Annotated in this window: 21 protein-coding genes; 9 read left to right on the top strand and 12 right to left on the bottom strand. The window is 70.5% G+C overall.

Annotated elements, in window-relative coordinates:
- Positions 1 to 158 precede the first annotated feature (158 nt).
- From ACFYP5_RS17875 to ACFYP5_RS17865, 3 genes are all read left to right on the top strand, one after another.
- On the top strand, positions 159 to 1,148 hold the full coding sequence (locus ACFYP5_RS17875; RefSeq protein ID WP_356640545.1) for a helix-turn-helix domain-containing protein: 990 nt from the start codon (positions 159 to 161) through the stop codon (positions 1,146 to 1,148).
- A 120-nt stretch (positions 1,149 to 1,268) separates the two neighbouring features.
- Complete coding sequence (locus tag ACFYP5_RS17870; protein WP_389036534.1) at positions 1,269 to 1,751, top strand: DUF456 domain-containing protein; 483 nt, start codon at positions 1,269 to 1,271, stop codon at positions 1,749 to 1,751.
- A 167-nt stretch (positions 1,752 to 1,918) separates the two neighbouring features.
- Complete coding sequence (locus tag ACFYP5_RS17865; RefSeq protein ID WP_389036531.1) at positions 1,919 to 4,315, top strand: glycoside hydrolase family 95-like protein; 2,397 nt, start codon at positions 1,919 to 1,921, stop codon at positions 4,313 to 4,315.
- Between the two features lie 140 nt (positions 4,316 to 4,455).
- Here the strand turns inward: ACFYP5_RS17865 and ACFYP5_RS17860 are convergent, their stop codons facing one another.
- The 6 genes from ACFYP5_RS17860 to ACFYP5_RS17835 all read right to left on the bottom strand — a co-directional run bounded on the left by ACFYP5_RS17860 (position 4,456) and on the right by ACFYP5_RS17835 (position 9,752).
- Positions 4,456 to 5,808 (bottom strand): DNA-3-methyladenine glycosylase 2 family protein, encoded by a 1,353-nt coding sequence (locus ACFYP5_RS17860; protein ID WP_389037051.1) that lies wholly within the window; start codon positions 5,806 to 5,808, stop codon positions 4,456 to 4,458.
- Positions 5,809 to 5,890: 82 nt separating this feature from the next.
- Positions 5,891 to 7,063 (bottom strand): ribosome small subunit-dependent GTPase A, encoded by a 1,173-nt coding sequence (gene rsgA / locus ACFYP5_RS17855; protein ID WP_389036528.1) that lies wholly within the window; start codon positions 7,061 to 7,063, stop codon positions 5,891 to 5,893.
- A gap of 375 nt (positions 7,064 to 7,438) precedes the next feature.
- Positions 7,439 to 7,642 carry a hypothetical protein gene (locus tag ACFYP5_RS17850; RefSeq protein ID WP_389036525.1) on the bottom strand — a complete coding sequence of 68 codons (204 nt, stop codon included), beginning with the start codon at positions 7,640 to 7,642 and terminating at the stop codon, positions 7,439 to 7,441.
- A 438-nt stretch (positions 7,643 to 8,080) separates the two neighbouring features.
- Positions 8,081 to 8,377 (bottom strand): hypothetical protein, encoded by a 297-nt coding sequence (locus ACFYP5_RS17845; protein WP_389036522.1) that lies wholly within the window; start codon positions 8,375 to 8,377, stop codon positions 8,081 to 8,083.
- 441 nt (positions 8,378 to 8,818) lie between these two features.
- A complete protein-coding gene (locus tag ACFYP5_RS17840; protein WP_389036520.1) occupies positions 8,819 to 9,052 on the bottom strand; it encodes a chaplin in 234 nt (77 codons plus the stop codon).
- A gap of 289 nt (positions 9,053 to 9,341) precedes the next feature.
- Positions 9,342 to 9,752 carry a rodlin gene (locus ACFYP5_RS17835; protein ID WP_389036517.1) on the bottom strand — a complete coding sequence of 137 codons (411 nt, stop codon included), beginning with the start codon at positions 9,750 to 9,752 and terminating at the stop codon, positions 9,342 to 9,344.
- 431 nt (positions 9,753 to 10,183) lie between these two features.
- Between ACFYP5_RS17835 and ACFYP5_RS17830 the strand changes: the two genes are divergently transcribed.
- Complete coding sequence (locus ACFYP5_RS17830) at positions 10,184 to 11,005, top strand: chaplin (protein ID WP_389036514.1); 822 nt, start codon at positions 10,184 to 10,186, stop codon at positions 11,003 to 11,005.
- A 155-nt stretch (positions 11,006 to 11,160) separates the two neighbouring features.
- Here ACFYP5_RS17830 and ACFYP5_RS17825 read toward each other — a convergent pair whose 3' ends face one another.
- The 4 genes from ACFYP5_RS17825 to ACFYP5_RS17810 all read right to left on the bottom strand — a co-directional run bounded on the left by ACFYP5_RS17825 (position 11,161) and on the right by ACFYP5_RS17810 (position 15,499).
- On the bottom strand, positions 11,161 to 11,619 hold the full coding sequence (locus tag ACFYP5_RS17825; RefSeq protein WP_389036512.1) for a MaoC family dehydratase: 459 nt from the start codon (positions 11,617 to 11,619) through the stop codon (positions 11,161 to 11,163).
- 32 nt (positions 11,620 to 11,651) lie between these two features.
- Positions 11,652 to 12,995, bottom strand: a complete 1,344-nt coding sequence (locus tag ACFYP5_RS17820; protein ID WP_389036509.1) for an MFS transporter — start codon at positions 12,993 to 12,995, stop codon at positions 11,652 to 11,654.
- A gap of 224 nt (positions 12,996 to 13,219) precedes the next feature.
- A complete protein-coding gene (locus tag ACFYP5_RS17815; protein ID WP_389036506.1) occupies positions 13,220 to 14,449 on the bottom strand; it encodes an acetyl-CoA C-acetyltransferase in 1,230 nt (409 codons plus the stop codon).
- Positions 14,450 to 14,599: 150 nt separating this feature from the next.
- Entirely contained in the window at positions 14,600 to 15,499 is a 900-nt protein-coding gene (locus tag ACFYP5_RS17810; protein ID WP_389036503.1) for a LysR family transcriptional regulator, read from the bottom strand.
- A 150-nt stretch (positions 15,500 to 15,649) separates the two neighbouring features.
- On the opposite strand from ACFYP5_RS17810, the gene ACFYP5_RS17805 reads away from it, so the two are divergent.
- The 4 genes from ACFYP5_RS17805 to ACFYP5_RS17790 all read left to right on the top strand — a co-directional run bounded on the left by ACFYP5_RS17805 (position 15,650) and on the right by ACFYP5_RS17790 (position 19,869).
- The gene (locus ACFYP5_RS17805; protein ID WP_389037048.1) at positions 15,650 to 16,561 is read left to right on the top strand and encodes a CoA transferase subunit A; all 912 of its coding nucleotides are present in this window, start codon (positions 15,650 to 15,652) and stop codon (positions 16,559 to 16,561) included.
- 26 nt (positions 16,562 to 16,587) lie between these two features.
- Positions 16,588 to 17,349, top strand: a complete 762-nt coding sequence (locus tag ACFYP5_RS17800; protein WP_389036501.1) for a CoA-transferase subunit beta — start codon at positions 16,588 to 16,590, stop codon at positions 17,347 to 17,349.
- A 49-nt stretch (positions 17,350 to 17,398) separates the two neighbouring features.
- Positions 17,399 to 18,943, top strand: coding sequence for a 3-hydroxyacyl-CoA dehydrogenase (locus ACFYP5_RS17795; RefSeq protein ID WP_389036498.1), 1,545 nt, complete (start codon positions 17,399 to 17,401; stop codon positions 18,941 to 18,943).
- Between the two features lie 479 nt (positions 18,944 to 19,422).
- The gene (locus tag ACFYP5_RS17790; RefSeq protein WP_389036496.1) at positions 19,423 to 19,869 is read left to right on the top strand and encodes a VOC family protein; all 447 of its coding nucleotides are present in this window, start codon (positions 19,423 to 19,425) and stop codon (positions 19,867 to 19,869) included.
- Here ACFYP5_RS17790 and ACFYP5_RS17785 read toward each other — a convergent pair.
- Together ACFYP5_RS17785 and ACFYP5_RS17780 are read right to left on the bottom strand one after the other, a co-directional pair.
- Positions 19,806 to 20,549 carry a helix-turn-helix domain-containing protein gene (locus ACFYP5_RS17785; protein WP_389036493.1) on the bottom strand — a complete coding sequence of 248 codons (744 nt, stop codon included), beginning with the start codon at positions 20,547 to 20,549 and terminating at the stop codon, positions 19,806 to 19,808. The genes ACFYP5_RS17790 and ACFYP5_RS17785 overlap by 64 nt on opposite strands.
- 227 nt (positions 20,550 to 20,776) lie before the next feature.
- A complete protein-coding gene (locus tag ACFYP5_RS17780) occupies positions 20,777 to 21,973 on the bottom strand; it encodes a YihY/virulence factor BrkB family protein (protein WP_389036490.1) in 1,197 nt (398 codons plus the stop codon).
- Between the two features lie 17 nt (positions 21,974 to 21,990).
- On the opposite strand from ACFYP5_RS17780, the gene ACFYP5_RS17775 reads away from it, so the two are divergent.
- Positions 21,991 to 23,628 carry an acyl-CoA dehydrogenase family protein gene (locus ACFYP5_RS17775; RefSeq protein WP_389036488.1) on the top strand — a complete coding sequence of 546 codons (1,638 nt, stop codon included), beginning with the start codon at positions 21,991 to 21,993 and terminating at the stop codon, positions 23,626 to 23,628.
- Positions 23,629 to 23,811: the final 183 nt, after the last annotated feature.

Raw genomic sequence — 23,811 nt, 5'->3', positions numbered from 1 at the left:
CGTTGTTGGTACTGCGGTGGCGCCACATTGGCAGAGGTGCGTGCGATACAGGGATGATGTGCACGGCGGGTTTACGCCGTGGCCGCTTTCCGCCACGGCCGACCGGCCGAAGGGTGCGCGACGATGCGGAAATGACACGTCCGGGGAGGGGTCCGAGGGTGCTGGGAGCCATAGGTCTCGACGAGAGACAGGAGTCCGCCTACCGTGCGCTCGTCGCGATGGGGGCGGCGGAGGTCAACGACCTCGCGCACCGGCTGGGGCTCCCCGAGTCGGAGACCGAGCGGGCGCTGCGCAGGCTGGAGCAGCAGGGCCTCGCCGCCCAGTCGTCCGCCCGCACCGGCCGGTGGGTGGCGGCGCCTCCCGGGGTCGCCCTGGGTGCGCTGCTCACCCAGCAGCGCCATGAGCTGGAGCAGGCGGAACTGGCGGCGGCACTGCTCGCCGAGGAATACCGGGCGGACGCCGCCGAGCCCGCCGTGCACGACCTGGTCGAGGTGGTCACGGGCGCGAGCGCGGTGGCGCACCGCTTCCACCAGTTGCAGCTGGGGGCGGCGAGCGAGGTGTGCGCCCTGGTCACCGGGAACCCGATCGCGGTCAGCGGTCTGGAGAACGAGTCGGAGGAACGGGCCGCCACCCGTGGGGTGTCGTTCCGGGTGGTGATCGAACGCGAGGTGCTCGCGCTGCCGAGCGGGATCCTGGAACTGTCGGCGGCGCTGAGCCGGGACGAGCAGTGCCGGGTCGTCGACCGGGTGCCGACCAAGCTGGTCGTCGCGGACGCCTCGCTGGCGATGGTGCCGCTGACCGGCCGCGGCGCCGAGCCGGCGGCACTGGTCGTCCATGCCTCCGGGCTGCTGGAGTCGCTGATGGGGCTCTTCGAGGCGGTGTGGCGCGAAGCCATGCCGCTGCGGCTCGGCGAGAGCGGCTGGGCCCAGGAGACCGCCGTCGGACCCGATCCGACCGATCTGGAGATTCTGTCGTTGCTGCTGGCCGGGCTGACGGACGCGAGCGTCGCGAAACAGCTGGAGCTGGGGCTGCGGACCGTCCAGCGGCGGGTGAAGGGACTGATGGAGCTCACCGGCGTGTCGACGCGGCTGCAGCTGGGCTGGCACGCGTACGAACGGGGCTGGGTCTCCCGCACCCCGCGAGCCTGAGGAGGGCTGGTCCGGCAAGGTCTCACGATCGCCCCCATTACGCGTCTGAGCTGCACCGACGGCTCTCGCCCGGCACCTTGCTGACGGGCGGGAGCCGTCGGATTCCGGCACGCTGGTCAGATGGGTGTGTGGCAGCTCATCGCCGTGGGCCTGGTCATTCTGCTCGGCCTGGTCGGCGTGCTGGTGCCCGGAGTGCCGGGACAGGCGATCGTCTGGGCGGCCGTGCTGTGGTGGGCACTCACCGCCAGGACCCCGGCCGCCTGGGGGGTACTGATCGGCGCCACCGCCCTCCTGCTGCTGAACCAGGCGCTGAAGCCGCTGCTGAGGCCGCGCCGCCCGCGCGAGTCCGGCGCCCCGCGCAAGACGCTGATGCTGGGCGGGATCGCCGGGATCGTGGGCTTTTTCGTGCTGCCCGTGGTGGGCGGAATCGTGGGGTACGTCGGGGCGATCTACGGTGCGGAACGGTTGCGGCTCGGCAGCGGCGGGGCGGCCCGGGCCTCGCTCCGTTCGGTGATGCGGGCCACCGGCTACTCCGTGCTGGTCGAGCTGTTCGCATGTCTGCTGGTGACGGGGACGTGGCTGGTCGCAGTGATCCGGAGCTGACCGCTCACCTCTCCCTCGGTGGACATCAGGGTGGACGCTGTCCAGATAGGCAGTAACACATCGGATCTCTCCCGCTCTATTGACGTCAGGATCACCCTTGCCTACCTTCCGTGAAGGAATAGCTCGGATGAATTGATGCGCCTGCGTACGAGTCGCCAGGAGACGCCTTGCCCACAGCACCGGACCCTTCCTGCACGCCCCCGCCTCCCCGGACGGCCTGCTCGCCGCCGTCCCCCTCCCGAAGAACTGTTCTCGCCACCGGCACCGCGCTCGGCGGCGCGCTGGTCGTGGGCGGCGCGGCCGTCCCGGCCCAGGCAGCAGCCCCGGCCACCGCACCTGCCACCTCCGCCGCACCCGTCGTGCACTCCCCCGATGACAGCTGGCGCACCGTCCTCGACGACGCCGATCTGCTCTGGCAGAAGCTGCCGACGACCTGGTACGAGGGCCCGTATCTGGGCAACGGCCGCCTCGGCTCCGGCATCTACGCCGAGCCGGGCGCCACGACCACGGCCGTCCGTTTCAACGTCCAGCACTCCGAGGTCCAGGACCACCGCCCCGAGTTCGGTTCCCTCTTCGGCCTCGCCCGCCTGCCGATCGGCCACTTCACCCTGGAACCGGCCGGCACCATCACCGGCATCGAGTGGTGGATGCGACTGCGCACCGCCGAGCTCGAAGGCACGATCACCACCACCGCGGGCACCCTGAAGCTCCGCGCCTTCGTCCACTCCTCCAGCGATCTGCTCGCCGTCGAAGTCACCCCGAGCGAGGGCGAGCAGGGTTTCCGCTGGGTCTTCCATCCGGCCGACGCCATCAGCCCGCGTGCTGACTTCAAGCCTCTGCCGGACGGTTACACGGGCAACCCGCCCGCCGTCGTCGAGCAGCACGGCGAGGTGAGCGCCGCCGTCCAGCCGCTGCTGGCGGGCGGCCAGCACGTCACCGCCTGGCGGGAGCGCACCAGGGGCGACAGCCGCACGCTGTATGTCACCGTCACGCACTCCCACCCGAAGACGACCGCACGTGACCGCGCGCTGCGTACGGTCAAGACGGCCTCCGCCCTCCCGTACGCGCTGCTCGCCACCCCGCACCGCTCCTGGTGGGACCGGTTCTACCGGAAGAGCTTCCTGTCTCTCCCGGACGCGCGGTTGCAGCGCTTCTACTGGATCCAGCTCTACAAGACGGCGTCGGCGGCCCGCAAGGACGCGCCCGTGATGGCGACCTCGGGCCCCTGGCTGGAGCCCACCCCGTGGCCGAACACCTGGTGGAACCTCAACGTCCAGCTGGAGTACTGGCTGATCCACGGCTCCAATCATCTGGAGCTGGACGCCGTCACCCGCGCCCTGAGCGAGTTCCGGGACCAGCTCTCCCGCGAGGTCGCGGCCCCCTACCGGGCGGACTCGGCCGGCATCCCGCGCACCACCGACCCTCAGCTGGTCAACGGCGCGTCGGTGACCGACGGCGGCTACGGTGTCGGCATCCCCGGCCAGGACCCTCCCACCCCCGAGGTCGGCAACCTCACCTGGGCGCTGCACAACGTGTGGCTCTCCTACCGGCACACCATGGACGAGTCGATCCTGCGCGACACGCTGTTCCCGTTGCTGCGCAAGGCGGTCAACTACTACCTGCACTTCCTGGCGCCCGGTGCGGACGGCAAGCTGCACCTACCGGCGACGTTCTCCCCCGAGTACGGCGTCAACGCCCCCGACTGCAACTACGACCTGATGCTGCTGCGTTGGGGCTGCCGCACCCTACTGGACTCGGCCGAGCAGCTAGGCGTCCACGACCCGCTGACGGCCCGCTGGCAGGAGGTACTGGCCAAGCTCGCGCCCTACCCGGTCGACGCCAATGGGTTCATGATCGGGGCCGGGGTTCCGTTCGCGAAGTCGCACCGCCACTACTCGCACATGCTCGCGGTGTACCCGCTGTACGAGTTGACGGGTGCGACACCCGACGAGCGCGCCCTGATCGAGAAGTCCCTCGCCCACTGGGTGGGGTTCGAAGGCGCCCTGCAGGGCTACACCTTCACCGGTGCGGCCTCGATGTCCGCGCTGCTCGGCAAGGGCGAGGACGCCCTGAAGTACCTCGGCCAGCTGATGAGCCGCTTCATCCAGGCGAACACCATGTACAAGGAGTCGGGCCCGGTCATCGAGACCCCACTCTCCGCGGCCCAGTCGCTGCACGACATGGTGTGCCAGTCCTGGGGCGGCACGATCAGGGTCTTCCCGGCGCTGCCCGCAGCCTGGCGGGAGCTGACCGTCCACGACTTCCGTACCCAGGGCGCGTTCCTGCTCAGCGCGGTACGGGAAGAAGGCCGGACCCGCTGGGTGCGGGTGACCAGCGAGGCCGGCGCCCCTTGCGTCGTACGCCACGGCATAGACGGCCCGATCGAGATCCGGGATCGCCACGGACGGCCGCTGAGGTACGAGGAGGTCGCGGACGGCACGGTGCGGATCAGCCTCCGCAAGGGCGACTCGGCACTGATCACGGCCAAGGGTGACCGCCCGGACCTGACGATCCGTCCGGTCGCCCCGAACGCGGCGGCGCCGCGTTGGGGTCTGCCGGTCTGAGCCGCTCCTGTCGCAGGTCGTGGGACCACCGTCCGGTGCGGCGGGCGGTGGGGTCGGTGTGCGGGGCCGGTCCATGTGCTGGAAGGCCCGCCCCGCGTTCCGGCCGGTGAAGGCAGTACGGCCTCTCGACGGGGTCGATGTCACCGGCAGTCGAGATGGCGCACGGCGTAGGAGCGCCAGGGCCGCCACCGCTCCGCCCCGCAGGACCCGCCCGGATCCACATCGGGATCGCCGAGCGCCCGCATCCTGATCAGCGCGACGGCTGCCGGACCGACCCCCGGCAGCCGCAACAGCGCCTGCTCGGCCTCGTCGCGGTCGGCCCCGGCGTCGAGACGCACGGTCCCGTCGGCGAGCGCGGCCGCCAGTGTCCGCAGCGCCGGATCGTCCGCCACGCCGGCCAGCACTCCGGGCTCCGGGAACACATGGGTCAGACCACCGCTCGGCACATCGAGGACCTTCCCGTACGTCTCCACGAGCAGCTCCGCCGCTTCCCGGCCGACGAGCGTCCGTACGGCGAACTCCTCGGGGTCCGCGGTGCCGGGCGACCTCAGCCCGGGGCGGGCCGCGACGCGCGGTGCCAGACCGGGGTCGGCGCCGAGCCGCTCGTCGACGGCGTACGGATCGGCATCCAGGTCGAAGAGGCGCCGCAGCCGCTGCACGGCCGTGGTCAGATCGCGCAGATCCGTGAGGTTGATCCTGGCGTCCAGCCATGCCCCGGCGGACCGCTCGTCGACGGCGACAACACCCGTGCCGTACGGCAGCCGCAGGGTGCGCCGGTAGGTGCGGGCACCGGGCTCGCCGCTGACCTCCTCGACCCGGGCGACCGCCTCGCCGGCCAGCAGATCGAAGACCTCCCTGGCGGCGTACGGTCCCCGGTGAGCGAGCCGGAGCGGGATTCCGGCCGTGCGCGTCTCCCGCACCCCCGCCCCCCGTCCGGTCCCGGCCTCGGCCCGCAGCGCGCTCGGCGTGCGGGCGTAGATCTGCCGGATCGTGTCGTTGAACTGGCGCACGCTGGCGAACCCGGACGCGAACGCGATCTCGGTGACGGGCAGCCCCGTCGTCTGGAGCAGCACCCGTGCGGTGTGCGCCCGCTGGGCGCGGGCCAGCGCGACGGGTCCGGCGCCCAGCTCGGCGTTGAGCTGCCGCTGCACCTGGCGCGAGCTGTAGCCGAGCCGGTGCGCGAGCCCGGGCACGCCCTCCCGGTCCACCACGCCGTCACCGATCATCCGCATGGCACGGCCGACGACATCGGCCCGTACGTTCCACTCCGCGGACCCCGGGGCGGCGTCCGGGCGGCAGCGCCTGCACGCCCGGAAGCCGTTGCCCTGGGCAGCGGCGGCGGTCGGGAAGAACCGGACGTTCTTCCGCTTGGGGGTGACGGCGGGGCAGCTCGGCCTGCAGTAGATGCCGGTGGTCTCGACGGCGAAGAAGAACTCGCCGTCGAACCGCGCGTCGCGGCTGCTCACCGCCTCGTACCTGGTCCGTTCGTCCATCACACCGTCCAGTGTGCGCCACCGAGCGATGGCGCACTCGCGGTTTTCGGACGTCGACCCGGCCTCCTGGTCGGGCGCGGCGTTACCGCACCCGGCCCCGCTTCGCGTCCATGGCGGCCCGGCCCGCGGCCCCTCTGCGCTTCCATTCGCGCAGCATCTCGGACCGTACCCGGGCATCGGTCTTGGCCACGATGCGCTGGTTCTCGCGCAGCAGCTTGCGGAAGCTGTCGAGGCGCCGCTCGGAGAGCGAACCGTCGTCGATCGCGGCGAGTACCGCGCAGCCGGGCTCGGACTGATGGGCGCAGTCGTGGAACCGACAGCGCCGGGCCAGGTCCTCGATCTCCGAGAAGACCTGGCCGACGCCGGTCTCCGCGTCCCAGAGGCCGACCCCGCGCAGTCCTGGTGTGTCGATCAGTACGCCCCCGGAGGGCAGAACCAGCAGATTGCGGGTCGTGGTGGTGTGCCGGCCCTTGCCGTCGACGTCACGGGCGGCCTGTACGTCCATCACGTCGTCGCCGAGCAGCGTGTTGGCAAGCGTCGACTTGCCCGCACCGGACGCCCCGAGCAGCACGCTCGTGCCGCCCGAGACGATGGCACCGAAGACGTCGAGGCCCTCCCCGGTGGCGGAGCTGACGGGCAGCACCTGCACCCCGGGCGCGACGGCTTCGATGTCCTGGACGAAATACGACAGCGTGTCGGCGTCCGGCACCAGATCGGCCTTGGTCAGCACCACGATCGGCTGGGCTGCACCGTCCGCGGCGGACGCACCGTCCCGCAGCAGCGCGTCACCGCTGGAGCTGGACATGGCGAGCGCGAGGAAGCGCTCCACCCGCCCCAGGTCGAGCTCCACGGCGAGCGAGACGCAGATGGCGATGTGGTCGACGTTGGTGGCGAGCACCTGGCCTTCGGAACGCTGTGACGACGTCGAGCGCACGAAGGCGGTGCGCCGCGGCAGCAGTGTCCGTACGAACTGCGGATCACCGTCGGGGTCGACGGCGACCCAGTCGCCGGTGCAGACGATCCGCATGGGGTCGCGGGGGACGACGAACGCGGTGTCCGCGCGGACGGTGCCGTCTGGCGTGACGACATCGCACTGACCGCGGTCCACCCGAACCACCCGTCCGGGCAGCAGCCCGGCTGCGGCGTGCGGTGCGAACTCGGCCGCCCAGTCGTCGTCCCAGCCGTACGGCGACAGTGGATGCGACGAGGACGGGCCGGTGTTGGAGGAGAGCGGGGAAAGCGGGGAGAAAGACAAGGGAAACCCTTCGGAGGGTGGCCCCGGCAACGCGCACTCGGGCGCGGAGAAGTACGAAAGAAGGTCAGCCGGCGACCACAGGGGTGAGAACGATGCTCTTCCGGTTATGGGCAGCGCCCATCGCAACGACAGTCATCAATGTCCTCACCTCCTGGTTCACAGCACGGGCCGACACCGGCGGAATGTCCGCCGGCCGCAACGTTGCACACGATAGCCGGAGGCCGCCCGACGCCGTCAACGCATTTTTTGCCGCAGCGGACCACGACCGGGATCAGAACGCCCCTTCTGGAACGTACTGACCAACCGGGTACGGAGGCGTCGTCTCCGCAGAACACTCAAACAGGCGTGCCCCAGAGCGAGTTCGGGCCGGCGCGCTCAGTCGCCGAGCGTCTCGCCGGACGTGCGCGCCGCGGGGACCAGGCGCCCCACGTAGGGCGGATCGGACTCGGCGCACGGCACCGCCTGCTGCCTGGCCCGCCGGGCTGCCTCCCATTCAGCGAGCAGCCGGTCGTAGATGGGTGTGACGTCCTCCGTGTGCCGGTGCCGGCCGCACGGGCGCTCACTGTCGTAATGGTCCATGACGGGCCTCTACCCGGTGTGGCCACCGACCGCAGCCGCCACTACGGCAACCGGCCCAGTGCGCCCCTCCATCGAGGGTTTTCGGCGGGCTGAGTGCCGCCCCGCACCCCTTGGTGGTCACCCGCGGACGCACGACGAGAGGCCGGTCCGTCCGGGCCGCCGAGGAATGGCTGCCGCGCGGATGAACCGGCCCCACGAAGGTGTCGGGAAAACGCCTTCCGGAGCGGTGCTGCTCCACTTGTTGCCGCCGGCAGGCCGACGCAGGGCTTGTTCAGCGAGCCCTTGACCGTGCTGTCGTCGCTGTTGAACGACGTCGTACCGGTGTGGTCGCCGATGGTCATGGCCTGCGGGGCGACGGAGGCGCCGACGATCGCAGCAGCCGACACCGGAGAATTGCAATCGCCGCGGATGCGCTGGGAACTGCCGCCTTTCGACGGGTCAGCCGCCGAGGGGCACGCCACCGAGCAGCGGAGCCGCGCTCCTGGCCGCACCGGCGGCCTGACCGGCGGCCTTGGTGACGGTGCCCTTCTTCTGCACCGATTCCGCGGCGCCTCCGACGGTGTCGACGATCGGGTCGACGCCCTGCGGGGTTGCGGCCAACACCTGGTCGACGCCGCCGTCGAGGCTGAAACTGGGGGCCGGGGCCGTGGCGGTGGTAACGGCGAAGGCGGGAGCAGCCGTTCCGAGAGCAACCACGGAACCGGCAACGAACGCAGCAGTCTTCGCGTACTTCACTTTCAGGATCCCTTCTGCAGCGGCATCTGTTTCGGTCGCGTCCCCGCGCCGCACAAGCCTTCTTCACCTGTGACTTCTACCGCTTTCGACCTGCGTAACGACTCGGCTCCGATCGGGAAACTGCACGGTCCGCCTTTTCTGGCGGACCGCCCGATCGATCTGATGACTATTCACCGGAACGAGTGTTGCGGGGGTTCCACGGCCGGAATGAGTGGTGCACTGTCAGGTGCTCCGTTCCGCGCAGCCGTCCGGGTGCCCGCCCCTCCAGCCGCCGGCGCTCCGCGCCTCGGGCGATGCGGAACGACTTCGGCCGTTCCGCCGCATCCGGAAGTACCGCGAACGCGCGGGACGGAGCACGCGGAAAGAGGAAAGCCCCGGATCGCACACGAGGCGCGATCCGGGGCGGACGGGCGGTGAGCGCTGGGCTCAGCCGCCCGTCATTCAGCCGTTGGAGCAGGCGTTGAAGGCGGCGGGGTTGAGCAGACCGATCACGCTCACCGTGTTGCCACAGACGTTGACCGGGATGTGAACCGGAACCTGAATGACGTTGCCGGAAAGGACACCCGGGGAGTTGTTGGCTGCACCCTCGGCACCGGAGTCGGCGAAGGCGGGAGTTGCGGCGCCGATCGCCATCAGGGTTCCGGCGGCGATAGCGGCAGCCTTGGTGTACTTCACTTTCATCCCTTTCTTTGACGGAGTCCGGAGCGGCCACGACTTTCGTGCCGCACGAGCGCAGTCCTGAACGCTCGTAACTCCGCCACTACAATTCGTAACGACTTAAGACCGTGCGCGAAACTCTTCAAGAAGAAGATTCTTGAGAATCCGCCCGAATGATGGAACATTCGTCACTCGGCACGACTGCGGAGATCATTCGATTTCCCGATGTGCCGAGGGACCGGCAGGCAACAGCAGACCCGATCCACACGGGGCACCCCGACGGGCCCGGGTCTTCGGTTCGGCAGACTCAGCTGTTGCCGGTGCCGTTGCCCGAGAGCACCGGAATGCTGTCCAGGAGGTGCGACAGCGGCTCGTCACCCTTGGTCCGGGTGGAGTTCTCGGTGCACTGCTGGTTCTGCTGCGGCGAGGACAGGGCGCTGACGCCCTGGACCGCTACCGGGACCACTCCGACGAGAGAATCGGTGTCGACCTCGGCCGGCAGACCGACGCATGGCTTGTTCAGGCTGCCCTGAACCAGGCCGAACTGCGAGCTCCGGTCACCACGGGTCTCGGAGTCGGCGAACGACTGCGAGCCGTTGCCGTCGACCGAGGTGGTACCGGTGTCGTCGCCGACAGCCATCGCCTGCGGAGCAAGCGTCGCCGAGATGCCGACGATGGAGGCAGCGACAGCGTCCGCAGCCAGGACCTGCTTGATCACAATCAACCCTTCTCGTACCTGTTGCCCCGCGTCGGAGCACCCTGACCAACTCGACGGCAGCCGTTTGGTTCTCTCCATTCACCCGAATGCCTGGCCGTCGTGGTCACTCGCACCGAGGCGCGTCGCGATCACGCCGCGTCGCCCGTGCCACAGAGCGTCGAACACGCGTACGTAATCCGTCCGGGTGGTTACATAATTTCCACGAAATTCTGAGTTTCCCCCACCAAATCTTTGTCGTTATGCCTTTCGTCAAGCGCGACTTCGGAACGCGTGTCAGAGGAGTCCGTGCGAGTTCCGCTGAGCCGTGACCGCCGCTTGCCGAATCGCGTATGGCGAGCTGCCGGGACGGTATCCCCGGTGGCAGCTCCACCGCCTGATGAATGAACTGCGGGCCATCCGCCCGCGCGAAATGTCCTAAGGAAGGGCAACCAATGCGAAAAGCTTTGAGTAAGAGCATGCTCGTCATGGCGGCGGCGTCAGGCATCCTGACCGCGGCAGGCGGATATGCACAGGCGGATGCTTCGGCCGACGGCTCCGCTGCCGGCTCGCCGGGCGTCGGCTCGGGCAACGCCGTACAGGTGCCCGTGCACGTTCCCGTCAATGTCTGCGGCAACACCGTCAATGTGGTCGGTCTGCTGAACCCGGCATTCGGTAACACGTGCGAGAACGCGAGCGACAGCGACGACGACGGCGTCCAGGGCGCGAGTGCCGTCGGTGGCACGAGCAACTCCCCGGGAGTGCTCTCGGGCAACCTGGTCCAGGTTCCTGTCGACGTCCCGGTCAACGCCTGCGGCAACACCGTCGATGTCGTCGGCGCACTGAACCCGGCGGTGGGCAACCGTTGCTCCAACGGCGGCGGGTCGTCGACGAACGAGCCGCCCGTAGTGGAGCCGCCCGTCGTCGAACCGCCGGTCGTGGAGCCCCCCGTCGTCGAACCGCCGGTCGTGGAGCCGCCCGTCGTGGAGCCGCCCGTCGTGGAGCCCCCCGTCGTCGAACCGCCCGTCGTCGAACCGCCCGTCGTCGAGCCCCCCGTCGTCGAGCCCCCCGTCGTGGAGCCCCCCGTCGTCGAACCGCCGGTCGTGGAGCCCCCCGTCGTCGAACCGCCCACCGTGGTCCCCGCCGGCGTGAGCACCCCCAGCTCTCAGCTGGCCCGCACCGGCTCCGCCGACCTCGGAGTGGCGGCCGCCGGCAGCGCAGCCCTTCTGCTCGGCGGCACCCTGCTGATGCGCCGCGCCCGCGCCTCGCGGAACTGACGCATACGCAGAATTCGCCTCACAGGGAAATAGCGACAGGTCCGGCAGGACAGCCTCAGCTGTCCTGCCGGACCTGTCGCGTTCCGCCTGCCTCGCGTACATGCGGGGCATCTCACTGCGCGTCAGCCGCAGCCGGTGCGGACAGGGCCGTGCCCCTACGGGTAGAAGTGCGTCAGTGACTCGGCGACGCAGGCCGGCTTCTCGGACCCTTCGAGTTCGAAGGTGAAGGCGCGGGTCATCCGGACGCCGCCCCGCGCGACCTCCGTCACCCCGAGGACCGAAGCATGCAGCCGCACGCGGCTGCCGACCGGTACCGGGGCCGGATAACGGACCTTGTTCACTCCGTAGTTGAGCGCCCGGCCCACGCCTTGCACCTGGAGCAGTTCACCGAACATCGGGATCCCCCAGCTGAGGACCATGTACCCGTGGGCGATGGTGCGTCCGTACGGGCCCGTCGCGGCGCGTTCGGTGTCGGTGTGGATCCACTGGTGGTCCCCCGAGACGTACGCGTAGGCGTCGATGAGTTCCTGGGTGATCTCCTTCCAGCCGGAGTGACCCAGGTCGCGCCCGCTCAGGGTGAGGACCTCCGGGATGCCGTGCACGGTCAGCGGCATGGTCCGCGCTCCGTTCTTGCTCGCAGTGGAAGTCAGGCGGTGACGGGTGCGGTGCGCGGTGCGGCAAGCGGCTCCGCGGCCTGTTCGTCGTGGTTGGGACGCTTGAGCAGGAGCAGCATGCAGCCCAGGGTCAGCACCACCTGGAGGACGGCGTAGGCGATGACGGCGGTGATCGAGCCGGTGCGGTTCAGCAGGAACTGACCGATGATCGGGGTCGTTCCACCGAGGAGCGTGCCGCAGAGCTGGTAGCAGAGCGAGATGCCGGTGTACCGCAGGTGGGCCGGGAAGCGGCTGGCGAGCATCCCGGCGAGGGCCGCGTAGTAGAGGCAGTGCGGGATGGTCGCGACGGCGACGCCGACCATCGCCAGACCGTAGTTCTCGGTGCTGATGAGGACGAACATCAGCGGCATCAGGATCAGTTCGGGCAGCAGCATCACCGTCACCGCCCGGGACCAGCTCTTCATCCGGGTGGCGATGAGGGCGCCGAACGGCTGCACGACGATCTGCGTGATGTTGGCGACCAGGATGATCGTCAGGAAGGAGCTGCGGTCGAAGTCGAGCGACGAGGTGGCCCAGGACAGGGCGAACGTCGACTTGAAGTACGTTGCCGACAGGCCGATGGTGCAGGCGCCGATGCCGAGGACGATCAGCATGGGCTGGGTGCGCAGGACTTCGGTCAGCGGAACCTTGACGACCTCCTTCTTCTGGATGAGGTTCGCCATCGCCGGGGACTCGGCGACCTTCAGCCGGACGAACAGTCCGACGATGACCAGGGCGGCGGAGAAGAGGAACGGCAGGCGCCAGCCCCAGGAGACGAACGCCTCGTCGGGCAGCTGGCTGATCGCCAGGAAGCTCAGCGTGGAGAGGGTGTTACCGACCGGCGAGCCCTGCTGGGCGAACGCCCCGTACAGCACCGACTTGCCCTTCGGGGCGTGCTCGGAGGCGATCAGGACCGAGCCGCCCCACTCGCCGCCGAGGCCGATGCCCTGCACCATGCGGATGGCCACCAGCAGGATCGGGGCAGCGATGCCGATGGAGGCGTAGCCCGGCAGCAGACCGATCGCGGTGGTCGAGATGCCCATCATCAGCAAGGTGATGACGAGCGTCTTCTTGCGGCCGAGGCGGTCTCCGTAGTGGCCGAAGATGACGCCGCCGATGGGTCGGGCGAGGAAGCCGACCCAGAAGGTCGCGAAGGCGACCAGGGTGCCTACGGCGCCGTCGAGTTCGGGGAAGAACACCTTGTCGAAGACCAGCGCGGCCGCGGTGCCGTAGATGTAGAAGTCGAACCATTCGATGGTCGAGCCGATGAAGGCTCCGAATCCGGCGCGGTTGGCGGCTCTGGTGTGCTCTCGTGGGGTGGCGGTGGACGCACTCATGCATGGCTCCCGTGAACGTCGTCGATCAAGCGGATGGTGGGGCGTCGCCCGAGACGCCTGTGGCGGCAGCGCAGCGAGGGACCTGGGGACGGCTGCCGGGGTGTGGTGGCGGTCACGGTGCCTGCCGGGACCTGGTACGGCCCAGTACCGAATTGCTGGTGCGGTGAGACGCTGCACGTCTCACCGCCGGTCAGCTGCCGTGGGTGCGACGAGCGCGGTGCACGTCAGGCCGCGATGCGCTCGAAGATCGCGGCGAGGCCCTGGCCGCCGCCGATGCACATGGTTTCCAGTCCGTAGCGCACCTCGCGACGGTGCATCTCCCGGGTCAGCGTGGCCAGGATCCGGGCGCCGGTGGCGCCAACGGGGTGGCCGAGGGAGATGCCTGAACCGTTGACGTTGATCCGCTGCTCGTGGTCGGTGTCGCCGAGGCCCAGCTCGCGGGTGCAGGCCAGGACCTGGGCCGCGAATGCCTCGTTGATCTCGATCAGATCGAGGTCGGCGAGGCCGAGGCCGGCGCGGGCGAGTGCCGCACGGGTCGCCGGGACGGGGCCGATCCCCATCGTCGCGGCCGGAACTCCGGCGCGGGCGAAGGAGACCAGCCGTACCAGCGGAGTCAGGCCGAGGCGTTCGGCGGTCGTCGCGCTCGTCACCAGGCAGGCGGCGGCCGCGTCGTTCTGTCCGCTGGCGTTGCCCGCGGTGACGGTGGCGTCCGGGTCGGACTTCAGCATGATCGGACGCAGCGCGGCGAGTTGATCGGCGGTGGTGTCGGGGCGCGGGTGCTCGTCGGCGGTGACGGTCGTCTCGCCCTTGCGGGTGCGTACGGTCACGGGCACGGTCTCCGCGTCGTAGCGCCCGTCGGCCGCGGCCCGGGCGGCCCGCTGCTGCGAGCGCAGGGCGAGCGCGTCCTGGTCGGCGCGGCTGACGGCGTACTCGCGCCGCAGGTTCTCCGCGGTCTCGATCATGCCGCCGGGGACCGGATGGTTGACGCCGCCCGCCGTGACCCGGCCGCGGGCCAGGGAGTCGTGCAGCTGAAGGCCGGGGCCCTTGATGCCCCAGCGGCCGTCGTGCGTGTAGTAGGGGGCGGCGCTCATCACGTCGACGCCGCCCGCGATCACGACGTCGCTGAAGCCCGCCCGGATCTGCATCGCCGCGTCGAGTACGGCCTGCAGGCCGGAGCCGCAGCGGCGGTCGATCTGGGAGCCGGTCACGGACTCCGGGAGTCCGGCGTCGAGGCCGGCGACCCGGCCGATGGCCGGGGCGTCGGAGGACGGGTAGGCGTGGCCAAGGGTCACTTCGTCGACCTTCGCCGGGTCGATACCGGTACGGGCGACGATCTCGGCGATCACACGTGCGGCGAGCGCGGCCGGTGTCTGCTGGGCGAAGGCCCCGCCGAAGCGGCCGATGGGGGTGCGCAGCGGTTCACAGATGACGATGTCGGGCTGCTGGTCGGGCACGGCGGGACCTTCCGGTGGCACGGGCGGGTGACGGGGACGAGTGCGCGGACATCCGGTGGTAGATGCCTTGGTTGGTGTCCACCGACCCTCGCACCCGGTGACTGAGTCGGTCCAATATCCAGTTCACCCTGGTTCAAGACGCCCTGCGTCTCAATGACCGGCCGGGGTCGGCAGCGCGCCCTCCGCGACGGCGAGTACCGCGCGCAGGGCGGCGGACGGGTTGTCGGTCCGCCAGGCCAGCGCCGCCTGAAGCCGGATCGGGGGCCCGGCGAGCGGTCGGTAGACCAGGCCGTTCTGCTGGATGTGCTGGCAGGAGGTGACGGTGAGCGTCACGCCGACGCCCGCGGCGACCAGGGCCAGGATGGTGTAGGAGTCGGGGGCCTCCTGCACCACGCGCGGGTTGAATCCGGCCCCCTCGCACGCCCCGACGGTCGCGTCACGCACGGTCGAGCCGGTGTTGGCGGGGAAGGAGACGAAAGGTTCCTGGGCGAGCACCTCGAGCGGGACCTGCTCCAGCCTGGCCAGCGGGTGGTCGGAGGGCAGGGCACAGACCAGCTCCTCCTCGTCGATGACCCGGTACTGCACGCCCGGCCGGGTCACGGGCAGCCGGACGAATCCGAGGTCGAGCGAGCCGTCCGCCACTCCCGCGAGGGCGACATCCGCGTACGTCTGGCCCTTCATGACCAGCTCCAGGGCGGGATGGGCGGCGCGCACCGCCCTGGTCAGCAGCGGCAGCGTCTCGCGGCTGGACGCACCTGCGAAGCCGATGGTGACCCGACCGTACTCACCGCGGCCGGCCGCCCTCGCGGCTCGTACCGCCGTGTCGAGGTCGTCGAGCACGGTCCGCACCGGCTGGAGGAACGACTCCCCCGCACTGGTGAGCCGCACCGAGCGGGTGTTGCGCTCGAAGAGCTGGACGCCGAGCTCCTTCTCCAGCTGCCGGATCTGCTGGCTGAGTGGCGGCTGGGCCATCTGCAGGCGCTTGGCGGCCCGGCCGAAGTGCAGCTCCTCGGCCACAGCGATGAACGCGGACAGATGCCGCAGCTCCATTCCCCACCTCATTCATAAACCAGGAGTCTTGATTCGACCTTAATTCGGTATTGGACAGCAATCAATGGCCACTGACACGGTGGGGCGACGCGCACGCACACGCAGAGGAGCACCGTGGCCACAACGGACAGGGCGGACAAGACGCTGTCGATGAGGGAGGCCATCGCCTCCTTCGTCCACGACGGCGACACCGTCTGCCTCGAAGGTTTCACCCACCTCATCCCGACCGCCGCGGGCCACGAGATCATCCGCCAGGGCCGCCGAGACCTCACCGTCGTCCGGATGACCGCCGACATCGTCGTCGACCAGATGATCGCCGCGGGGTGTGTCTCACGGCTGGTCTCCTCCTTCGTCGGCAACTCGTCGGCCGGTTCGCTCGGCGAGCTGCGGCGGCGCGTCGAGACCGGCGATCCGGCGCCGCTCGCCTTCGAGGAGTACAGCCACTACGGCATGATCTGCCGCTATCTCGCCGGCTCCCAGCGGCTGCCGTTCTATCCCCTGCGCTCGTACGGCGGCAGCGATCTGCCATCCGTCAACAGCGATCTGCGGAAGGTCACTTCGCCCTACCCGGGCCCGGACGGCGAACCCGAGCAGATCTATGTGGTGCCGCCCGTCAACCCGGATGTCACGATCATCCACGCACAGCGGGCCGACCGCCGCGGCAACACCCAGATATGGGGCCTGACCGGCATCCAGGCGGAGGCCGTGTACGCCGCGGACAAGGCGATCGTCGTCGTGGAGGAGATAGTCGACGACGGCGTGATCCGCTCGGACCCGAACCGTACGCTCGTCCCGGCCCATGCGGTCGACGCCGTCGTCGCCTGCCCACGCGGCGCGCACCCCTCGTTCGCGCAGGGGTACTACGACCGGGACAACGCCTTCTACCGGGCCTGGTCCCGGATCAGCAAGGATCCGCAGCGGCTGCAGGCCTGGCTGGACGAATGGGTGCGCGGGACGGCCGACCACGCCGAGTACGTCGACAGGCTCGGCGACGAGTTCTGGGCCGGGCTCGCGGTCGGCGAGGCGCTCAGCGAACCGGTGAACTACGGGCGGCGACTGTGAGTACGGATCACGAGAAGGAGCAGGGCATGACCACCGTCACCTCGTCGGAGCTGCTCTCCGTCGTCGCCTCGCGCGAACTGGTCGCGCGCCGCACCGTGTTCGCCGGCATCGGCCTGCCGACGCTCGCCACGGAGCTGGCCCATCTGACGGTCGCTCCCGACATCGAGGTCGTGTACGAGTCCGGAGTCTGCGGCGCACACCCCTCCCAGCTGCCGGAGACCATCGCCGACGCCGTTCTCATCACGGGTGCCGAGGCGGTCCTCTCCATGCCGGCGCTCTTCGGCTGCGTGCTGCAAGGCGGCCATATCGACGTCGGGTTCCTGGGGGCCGCGCAGATCGACCGTCACGGCAATCTCAACACCTCCGTGATCGGCGACTGGGACAGCCCGACGGTCCGGCTGCCCGGCTCCGGCGGCGGCGTCGAGGTGATGGCCAACTCCCGTGAGGTCTTCGTGGTGATGCGCCGTCACACTCCGCGCTCGTTCACCGCGACCCTCGACTTCTGCACCACGCCCGGACCCGACCGGGCGCTCGCCGAGGGCATCCGGCCGCTGGGCATCGGCGTCACCCGGGTCATCACCGAACTGGGCATCCTCGCCCGCTCGGGCATCGGCGAGGAACTGCGGCTGGTCGCCGTCCAGCCGGGTGTCACGGTCGAACAGGTACGGGCGGCCACGGGCTGGGACCTGTCGGTCGCCGACACGGTGGAGACCGTACCGCCGCCCACCGCCGAGGAGCTGCGGCTGCTGCGCGAGGACGTCGACCCCGAACGCGTCTATCTTCGCTGAGACGACTGCATCCGCTCACCCACCCGCACCCGAGAGGACCCCAACCGCCATGCGTATCAGGATCGTCGGCGCCGGAGCCATGGGCCGTGGCATCGCCCAGTGGGCCGCGACCGCCGGACACACCGTCGAGCTGTGCGACGTACGCGCCGAGGCGGTGACCGCGGCCGTCGACTTCGTACGGTCCATGCTCGACCGCGCCGTGCAGAAGGGCCGGCTGTCCGCCGAGGACTGCGCCGCCACCCTGGAACGGCTGGTTCCGCTCGACGATCCGTGGGCGGACGGGCCGGACGTCGAGCTGGTCATCGAGGCGGTGCGGGAGGACCTCGGCACCAAGGCGGAGGTCTTCGGCCGGCTCGAGCAGGCGCTGCCCGCCTCGGCCGTGTTCGCGACCAACACCTCCTCGCTTTCGGTCACCCGGATCGCCGCGGCGCTGAAGGACCCGACTCGCCTGGCCGGGCTGCACTTCTTCAACCCGGTGCCGCTGATGAAGATCGTCGAGATCGTGCCGGGTGCGGCCACCCGCCCGGAGATCCCGCCGGCCCTCACCGCGCTCGTCGAGGGCTGCGGGCACCGGGCGGTGACGGTCGCCGACACCCCCGGCTTCCTCGTCAACCACGCCGGTCGCGGTCTGGTGACCGAGGCGCTCGCACTGCTGGAGGAGTCGGTCGCCGACCCGGCAGGCATCGACCGGATCGCGCGTGACGTGCTCGGCCTGCGGATGGGCCCGTTCGAGCTGATGGACCTCACCGGTCTGGATGTGACGGCCGCGGTCATCGACTCGATCTGGGAGGGCTTCCGGTACGCGGACCGGCTCCGCCCCTCGTACCTCACCCCTAACCGGGTGGCCGCGGGGCTGCACGGCCGCAAGACCGGGCACGGCTGGTTCGCATACGGCTCCGACGCGCCCGCCGTCGCTCAGGAGCCGCCGGTCACCGGCGACGCGGACCGGCCGGTGTACGTCGTCGGGGACGCGGCGGACTCCGGCGCGGCCGCGCTTCGAGAGGCGCTGGCCGCGGCGGGCGCCGCCGTCGAGACCGGCACCGAACCGTCCACCGACGCCCTGGTGCTGGTCCCGGTCTGGGGCACGACCGTGGCCGCCGCGGTCACCGCGTACCGGTTGCCCGCCGGGCGCACCTTCGGAGTGGACCCGCTGCCTCCGGCCGGCCGCCGCCGGGTACTCGCCGTGACGGCCGCGGCGGACCCGGCTGCCGCACGGGACGCCCGCGCGGTGCTGGCGCGGGCTGCGGAGGACGACGGCGAGCCGTACGCCGTGTCGGTGGTACGGGACACGGCGGGTTCGGTCGCGCAGCGTCTGCTGGCCTCGATCGTGTCCGTCGCCGCGTCGATCGCCGAACGCTCCCTCGCCACCCCGGCCGACATCGATCTGGCCGTCACGACCGGTCTCGGCTATCCGGTGGGTCCACTGGCCTGGGGCGACCGAATCGGCGCGGACCGGATGCTGGAACTGCACCGGGCGCTGCACACGACGACCGGCGACCCGCGCTACCGCCCGGCCCGCTGGATCACCGAGCGCGCCCAGTTGGGCCTGGCGCTGACGGACCCGGGGACTTCCCCGGGTGACTGCCTGGGCTGACGGCTGTCCCGGGCGGGTCGGGCCCGAGCCGGCCCGATCCGCACGGGCCAAGGGCTGTCCCGTAATCCCTGGTGGATCAGCGCGCGGCGTCAGATGCGGTGCATCGCAAGGCGGAGGGGCGTCCTCATACTGGACGTATTCGGGCGTTCCGACAACGCAGCGAGGCGCCGTAGCTGACGCCGCGCGCCCGCCAGGGATTGCGGGACAGCCCTTGGAGGTCGGCGACGAGTTGCTCAGCCGGTAGGTCGCGTTGTCCATCCCCGACACCGGAACCGGCGTGAGCGGCAGATCCGCCCATTGCGGGAACTGTTCCACGAGCAGCCGTCGCACCAGCCCCGTGTCGATCGACGGATCGTCCGAACCACCTGTGGACATACGTTGTCTCCCGGTCGTGGATGACGGAGAAGCCTGCCGTCCATCCCAGCGCGGCGGTCACCGCCGGTACCCCTTTTTTTCACGGGCCTGCGCCGGGGCAGCGCATGACCGATTCGTACAAGACCGGCCGCGCGGCTGCGTTCTACGTTCGGACCATGACTCCACGACTCGACGCGATCGGCATCACCACCGCGGACCTGGCCGCATCGCTCGCCTTCTACCGCCGGCTCGGGCTCGACATCCCCGCCGGAGCGGATTCCGCACCCCATGTCGAAGTCACCCTGCCGAACGGACAGCGCATCCTGTGGGACACCGAGGACGTCGTCCGCTCCTTCGACCCCGGGTGGGCCGGCTCGCGAGGAGGTGACCGGGTCGGGCTCGCGTTCGTCTGCGACAGCCCGGCAGAGGTGGACGCGGTGTACGACGACCTGACCGGCGCCGGGTACCAGGGCCATCTGAAGCCGTGGGACGCCGTATGGGGGCAGCGTTACGCGGTGGTCCTCGACCCGGACGGCTGCGCCGTGTCGCTGTTCGCCAGCGCCTCGCAGTAGGCGGTCAGGGTCGTACCGGCCAGTTCGCGCATCTCCCGCGCGAGGTGCGCCTGGTCGGTGCAGCCCGCCGCGAGCGCCGCGTGGGCGTACGGCATGCCGGTCCGTACGAGAGCCAGTGCGCGCTGCAGTCGCAGGACCCTGGCCAGCGTCTTCGGCCCGTAGCCGAAGGCTGCCAGCGACCGGCGGTGCAACTGCCGGGCGCCGAGACCGGCCGTGTGCGCGGTGGCGGCTACCGACCACCCCTGCGCGAGCTGCCCGGCGACGGACCGCATCAGCGGGTCCGTCGGACCGGTGGCGGCCGCCCGCCGCAGCGCCAGGGACTCCAGCGCGGCAGCGGGGTCGGCGGCATCGGCGATGCGCTCGGCGAGTATGCGCACCTGGGCGCCCGGCCACAGACCGGCGAGGTCGACCCGCAGGTCACGCAGTTCGTGCGCCGGTACGCCGAGCAGGACCGGGGCGGTGCCGGGGGCGAACCTGATGCCGGTGAACCGGCCGCCGGAACCTGCGGAGGGTTCGTACGCATGGGTGTCGGGCCCGGCGACGATCAGCCGGCCGTCGATCCAGAGCAGGTCCATGCAGCCGTCGGGCAGCACGGGCCGGACGGGGCCCTGCGGCACGTTCCGCGTCCAGACGATCGCCCCGTCGAAGCGGGACTCCCGCTCTGCGTACTCCTCGCCCATACCTCACACGCTAAGGGCTGTCCCGTCATCCCTGGTAGAACAGCGCACGGCGTCGGATGCGGCGCATCGCACCGCGGAGGGGCGTCTCGTACCGGGATTATTCGGCTGTTCCGGCACGCGGCGAGGTGCCGCACCTGTCGTCGTGCGCCCACCGGGGATGACGGGACAGCCCGAGTGTCGCCGGCAACCGATTCACTTCCCGGCCGCCCGGTGCGACACCTGCGGCGCTACGGCCGCGGCTTCGGGGGCCTCTTCCCCTCCCGCTCCGCGTCCTTGGACGTGTGCTTGGCCGTCTCCTTGCCGCGGCTCGGCTGTCGCAGCCTGGACCTCACATCGTCCGGCGGCAGGAACCTCGACCATCGCTCAGGGAACTCGGACGGCATGTAGGGGGTGTCGCCTTCGTCGATGTCGTCCCAGTCCGCCTCGGCGTTCTCCGCCTGCGCCCGCGCCAGGAGCTCCGCGGCCTGGACCGCCCGTGCACGGTCGTTGGCCGCACGCGCCGCCGCCGTCGCCAGCGAGGGCCACACCCGGTCGATGGCGGCGTTGACCGCCGCCCCCACCAGCACCGCGAACGCGGAGATACCGATCCACAGCAACACGGCGATCGGGGCGGCGAGCGAGCCGTAGATCGTCGGCCCCTCGACCGTACTGGTCAGATAGATCCGCAGCAGGAAGCTCCCGACCACCCACATCGCGAGCGCGACGAGCGCACCCGGCACGTCCTCGATCCACGGCGAACGGACCGGCACGGACACGTGGTACAGCGTCGTCAGGAACGCGATCGACAGCAGGATCACCAGGGGCCAGTAGAAGACGCTTATGACCTCCGTGCCCCACGGGATGAACTCCACGACCCGGTCGGGGCCGACCACGAGCAGCGGCAGCACGACCGCGCCGAGCAGCAGCGCCACGATGTACAGCAGGAAGGAGAGCAGCCGTGTCTTGACAATGCCGCGCTGGCCGTCGAGGCCGTACATCACGGTGATCGTGTCGATGAAGACGTTCACCGCACGGGACCCCGACCAGAGCGCGATCGCGAAACCGATGGAGATGACATCGGGGCGGGCGCCGGTCGTGACGTCCGCCAGGAGCGGTTTGGCGAAGTCGTTGACGCCCCGCTGGGACAGGACCGTCTGCGCCGCGTTGAGGATGTTGCGCTCGATGGACGCGACCGTGGTGGTGTTCGTCCACTCGTCGACGTAACCGAGCAGTCCGATCAGTCCGAGGAGCAGCGGCGGAAGCGACAGCAGGGTGAAGAACGCCGCCTCGGCCGCAAGGCCCAGAATGCGGTACTCCATGCACGAATTGACGGTGTCCTTGAGCAACTGCCAGACCATCTGCCGCTTGGATACGTTGCGGTAGAGGACTCGGGCCCGGTGGAGCCGCCCCGGTGGCCGCTCGGGTGTTTCATTTGCTGCCTGCACGTCCTTACCGTATCGGCATGGCAGCCACCACCCACACAGTGTCCAACCAGGTCCCGCCCCTGGTCGACTATGACGTCTTCGCCGCCGACCGCGCGCTCACCGAGGCCGTCGAGCGGCACCTCGCACCCGAGCTGCTCGCCGGTGCCCGCGACGAGCTCGGCGAGCTGGGCCGGTCCGCCGGGTCCGCGCAGGTCCAGCGGTGGGGTGCGCTGGCGAACGAGTACCCACCGGAGCTGCGTACCCATGACCGGTACGGGCATCGCATCGACGAAGTGGAGTTCCATCCGGCCTGGCACCGGCTGCTGGGGCACGCGGTCACCGCCGGGCTGACCGATGCCTGGGGCCGGCCGGGCGGGCATGTGCGGCGCGCCGCCGGGTTCCTGGTGTGGACGCAGCCCGAGGGCGGGCAGGGCTGCCCGCTGTCGATGACGCATGCGGCGGTGCCCGCGCTGCGGACCGATCCGGTGCTGGCCGCCGAATGGGAGCCGCGCCTGACGTCGTGGGTGTACGAGGAGGGGCTGCGGCCCCCCGCGCAGAAGGCCGGCGTGCTCTTCGGAATGGGCATGACGGAGAAGCAGGGCGGCTCCGACGTGCGGGCCAACACGACGCGGGCCGAGCCGCTGTCGGCCGAGGGCGAGTATCTGCTGACCGGGCACAAGTGGTTCTGTTCGGCGCCGATGTCCGACGGCTTCCTGGTGCTGGCGCAAGCGCCCGGCGGGCTGACGTGCTTCCTGCTGCCCCGGGTGCTGCCGGACGGCACCCGTAACGCGTTCGCGATCCAGCGCCTCAAGGACAAACTGGGCAACCGGTCCAACGCGTCGAGCGAGGTCGAGTTCGACGGGACGTGGGCGCGCCGGGTCGGTGACGAGGGGCGGGGGGTGCGGACCATCATCGAGATGGTCGCCGCGACCCGGCTGGACTGTGTGCTCGGCTCGGCGGCGCTGATGAGGCAGGCGGTGGCGCAGGCGATCCACCACTGCACGTACCGCAGCGCGTTCGGCGGGGTGCTGATCGAGAAACCGCTGATGCGCAACGTGCTGGCCGATCTGGCGCTGGAGTCGGAGGCGGCGACGGTGCTGGCGCTGCGGCTGGCCGCCGCGTACGACGCCGGTACGGAGACGGAGCGGGCCTTCCTGCGGATCGCGGTGCCGACGGCGAAGTACTGGGTGACGAAGCGGTGCACACCGCTGGCCGGCGAGGCGCTGGAGTGTCTGGGCGGCAATGGTTACGTCGAGGAGTCCGGGATGCCGCGGCTGCTGCGCGAGGCGCCGCTCAACTCGATCTGGGAGGGCTCGGGGAACGTACAGGCGCTGGATGTGCTGCGGGCACTGCAGCGCGAGCCGCAGGCACTGAACGCGTTCCTGCAGGAGGTCGGCAGGGCGCGCGGCGCGGATCACCGGCTGGACGGGGCGATCAAGGACATGCTGACCGAGCTGGCCGATCTGAACGGGATCGAGGCGCGGGCCCGGCGGCTCGTCGAGCGGATGGCACTGGTGCTGCAGGGTTCGCTGCTGGTGCGCTGGGCGCCGCCGGAGGTGGCCGACGCGTTCTGCGCGTCACGGCTGGGCGGGGACTGGGGTTCGGCCTTCGGGACGCTGCCGCACAGCCTGGACCTGGCTTCGATCGTGGAGCGGGCCCGGCCCGTCGCGCCCTGAGGAGGAACAGCGACGAAGGGTGGTGCTGCGCCGACACGGCACCACCCTTCATGCTGTGCACACCGAACAGCGGGGCCCCAGGCTCCGCCGCGCGGCGATACGTCACTCTCGTACGTATCGACACGCGACCGCCAGAGTTGCAAAGGGTTGCAACGAGTGTGTGGAGTGCGCAGTATCGGGAAC

It is taken from the genome of Streptomyces sp. NPDC005262 (assembly GCF_042872425.1).
Taxonomy (GTDB): Bacteria; Actinomycetota; Actinomycetes; order Streptomycetales; family Streptomycetaceae; genus Streptomyces.
This window is presented reverse-complemented; position numbering and strand designations above follow the sequence as displayed.

Excerpts from the sequence above, each read along its gene's own strand:
- ACFYP5_RS17795 (WP_389036498.1), top strand. The coding sequence starts at position 17,399 with ATGCGTATCAGGATCGTCGGCGCCGGAGCCATGGGCCGTGGCATCGCC.
- ACFYP5_RS17825 (WP_389036512.1), bottom strand. The coding sequence starts at position 11,619 with ATGCCGCTGACCGTGCACGGCATCCCGGAGGTCCTCACCCTGAGCGGG.
- ACFYP5_RS17785 (WP_389036493.1), bottom strand. The coding sequence starts at position 20,549 with ATGGGCGAGGAGTACGCAGAGCGGGAGTCCCGCTTCGACGGGGCGATC.
- ACFYP5_RS17790 (WP_389036496.1), top strand. The coding sequence starts at position 19,423 with ATGACCGATTCGTACAAGACCGGCCGCGCGGCTGCGTTCTACGTTCGG.
- ACFYP5_RS17805 (WP_389037048.1), top strand. The coding sequence starts at position 15,650 with ATGAGGGAGGCCATCGCCTCCTTCGTCCACGACGGCGACACCGTCTGC.
- ACFYP5_RS17870 (WP_389036534.1), top strand. The coding sequence starts at position 1,269 with ATGGGTGTGTGGCAGCTCATCGCCGTGGGCCTGGTCATTCTGCTCGGC.
- ACFYP5_RS17800 (WP_389036501.1), top strand. The coding sequence starts at position 16,588 with ATGACCACCGTCACCTCGTCGGAGCTGCTCTCCGTCGTCGCCTCGCGC.
- ACFYP5_RS17850 (WP_389036525.1), bottom strand. The coding sequence starts at position 7,642 with ATGGACCATTACGACAGTGAGCGCCCGTGCGGCCGGCACCGGCACACG.
- ACFYP5_RS17775 (WP_389036488.1), top strand. The coding sequence starts at position 21,991 with ATGGCAGCCACCACCCACACAGTGTCCAACCAGGTCCCGCCCCTGGTC.
- ACFYP5_RS17810 (WP_389036503.1), bottom strand. The coding sequence starts at position 15,499 with ATGGAGCTGCGGCATCTGTCCGCGTTCATCGCTGTGGCCGAGGAGCTG.
- ACFYP5_RS17820 (WP_389036509.1), bottom strand. The coding sequence starts at position 12,995 with ATGAGTGCGTCCACCGCCACCCCACGAGAGCACACCAGAGCCGCCAAC.
- ACFYP5_RS17830 (WP_389036514.1), top strand. The coding sequence starts at position 10,184 with ATGCGAAAAGCTTTGAGTAAGAGCATGCTCGTCATGGCGGCGGCGTCA.
- ACFYP5_RS17860 (WP_389037051.1), bottom strand. The coding sequence starts at position 5,808 with ATGGACGAACGGACCAGGTACGAGGCGGTGAGCAGCCGCGACGCGCGG.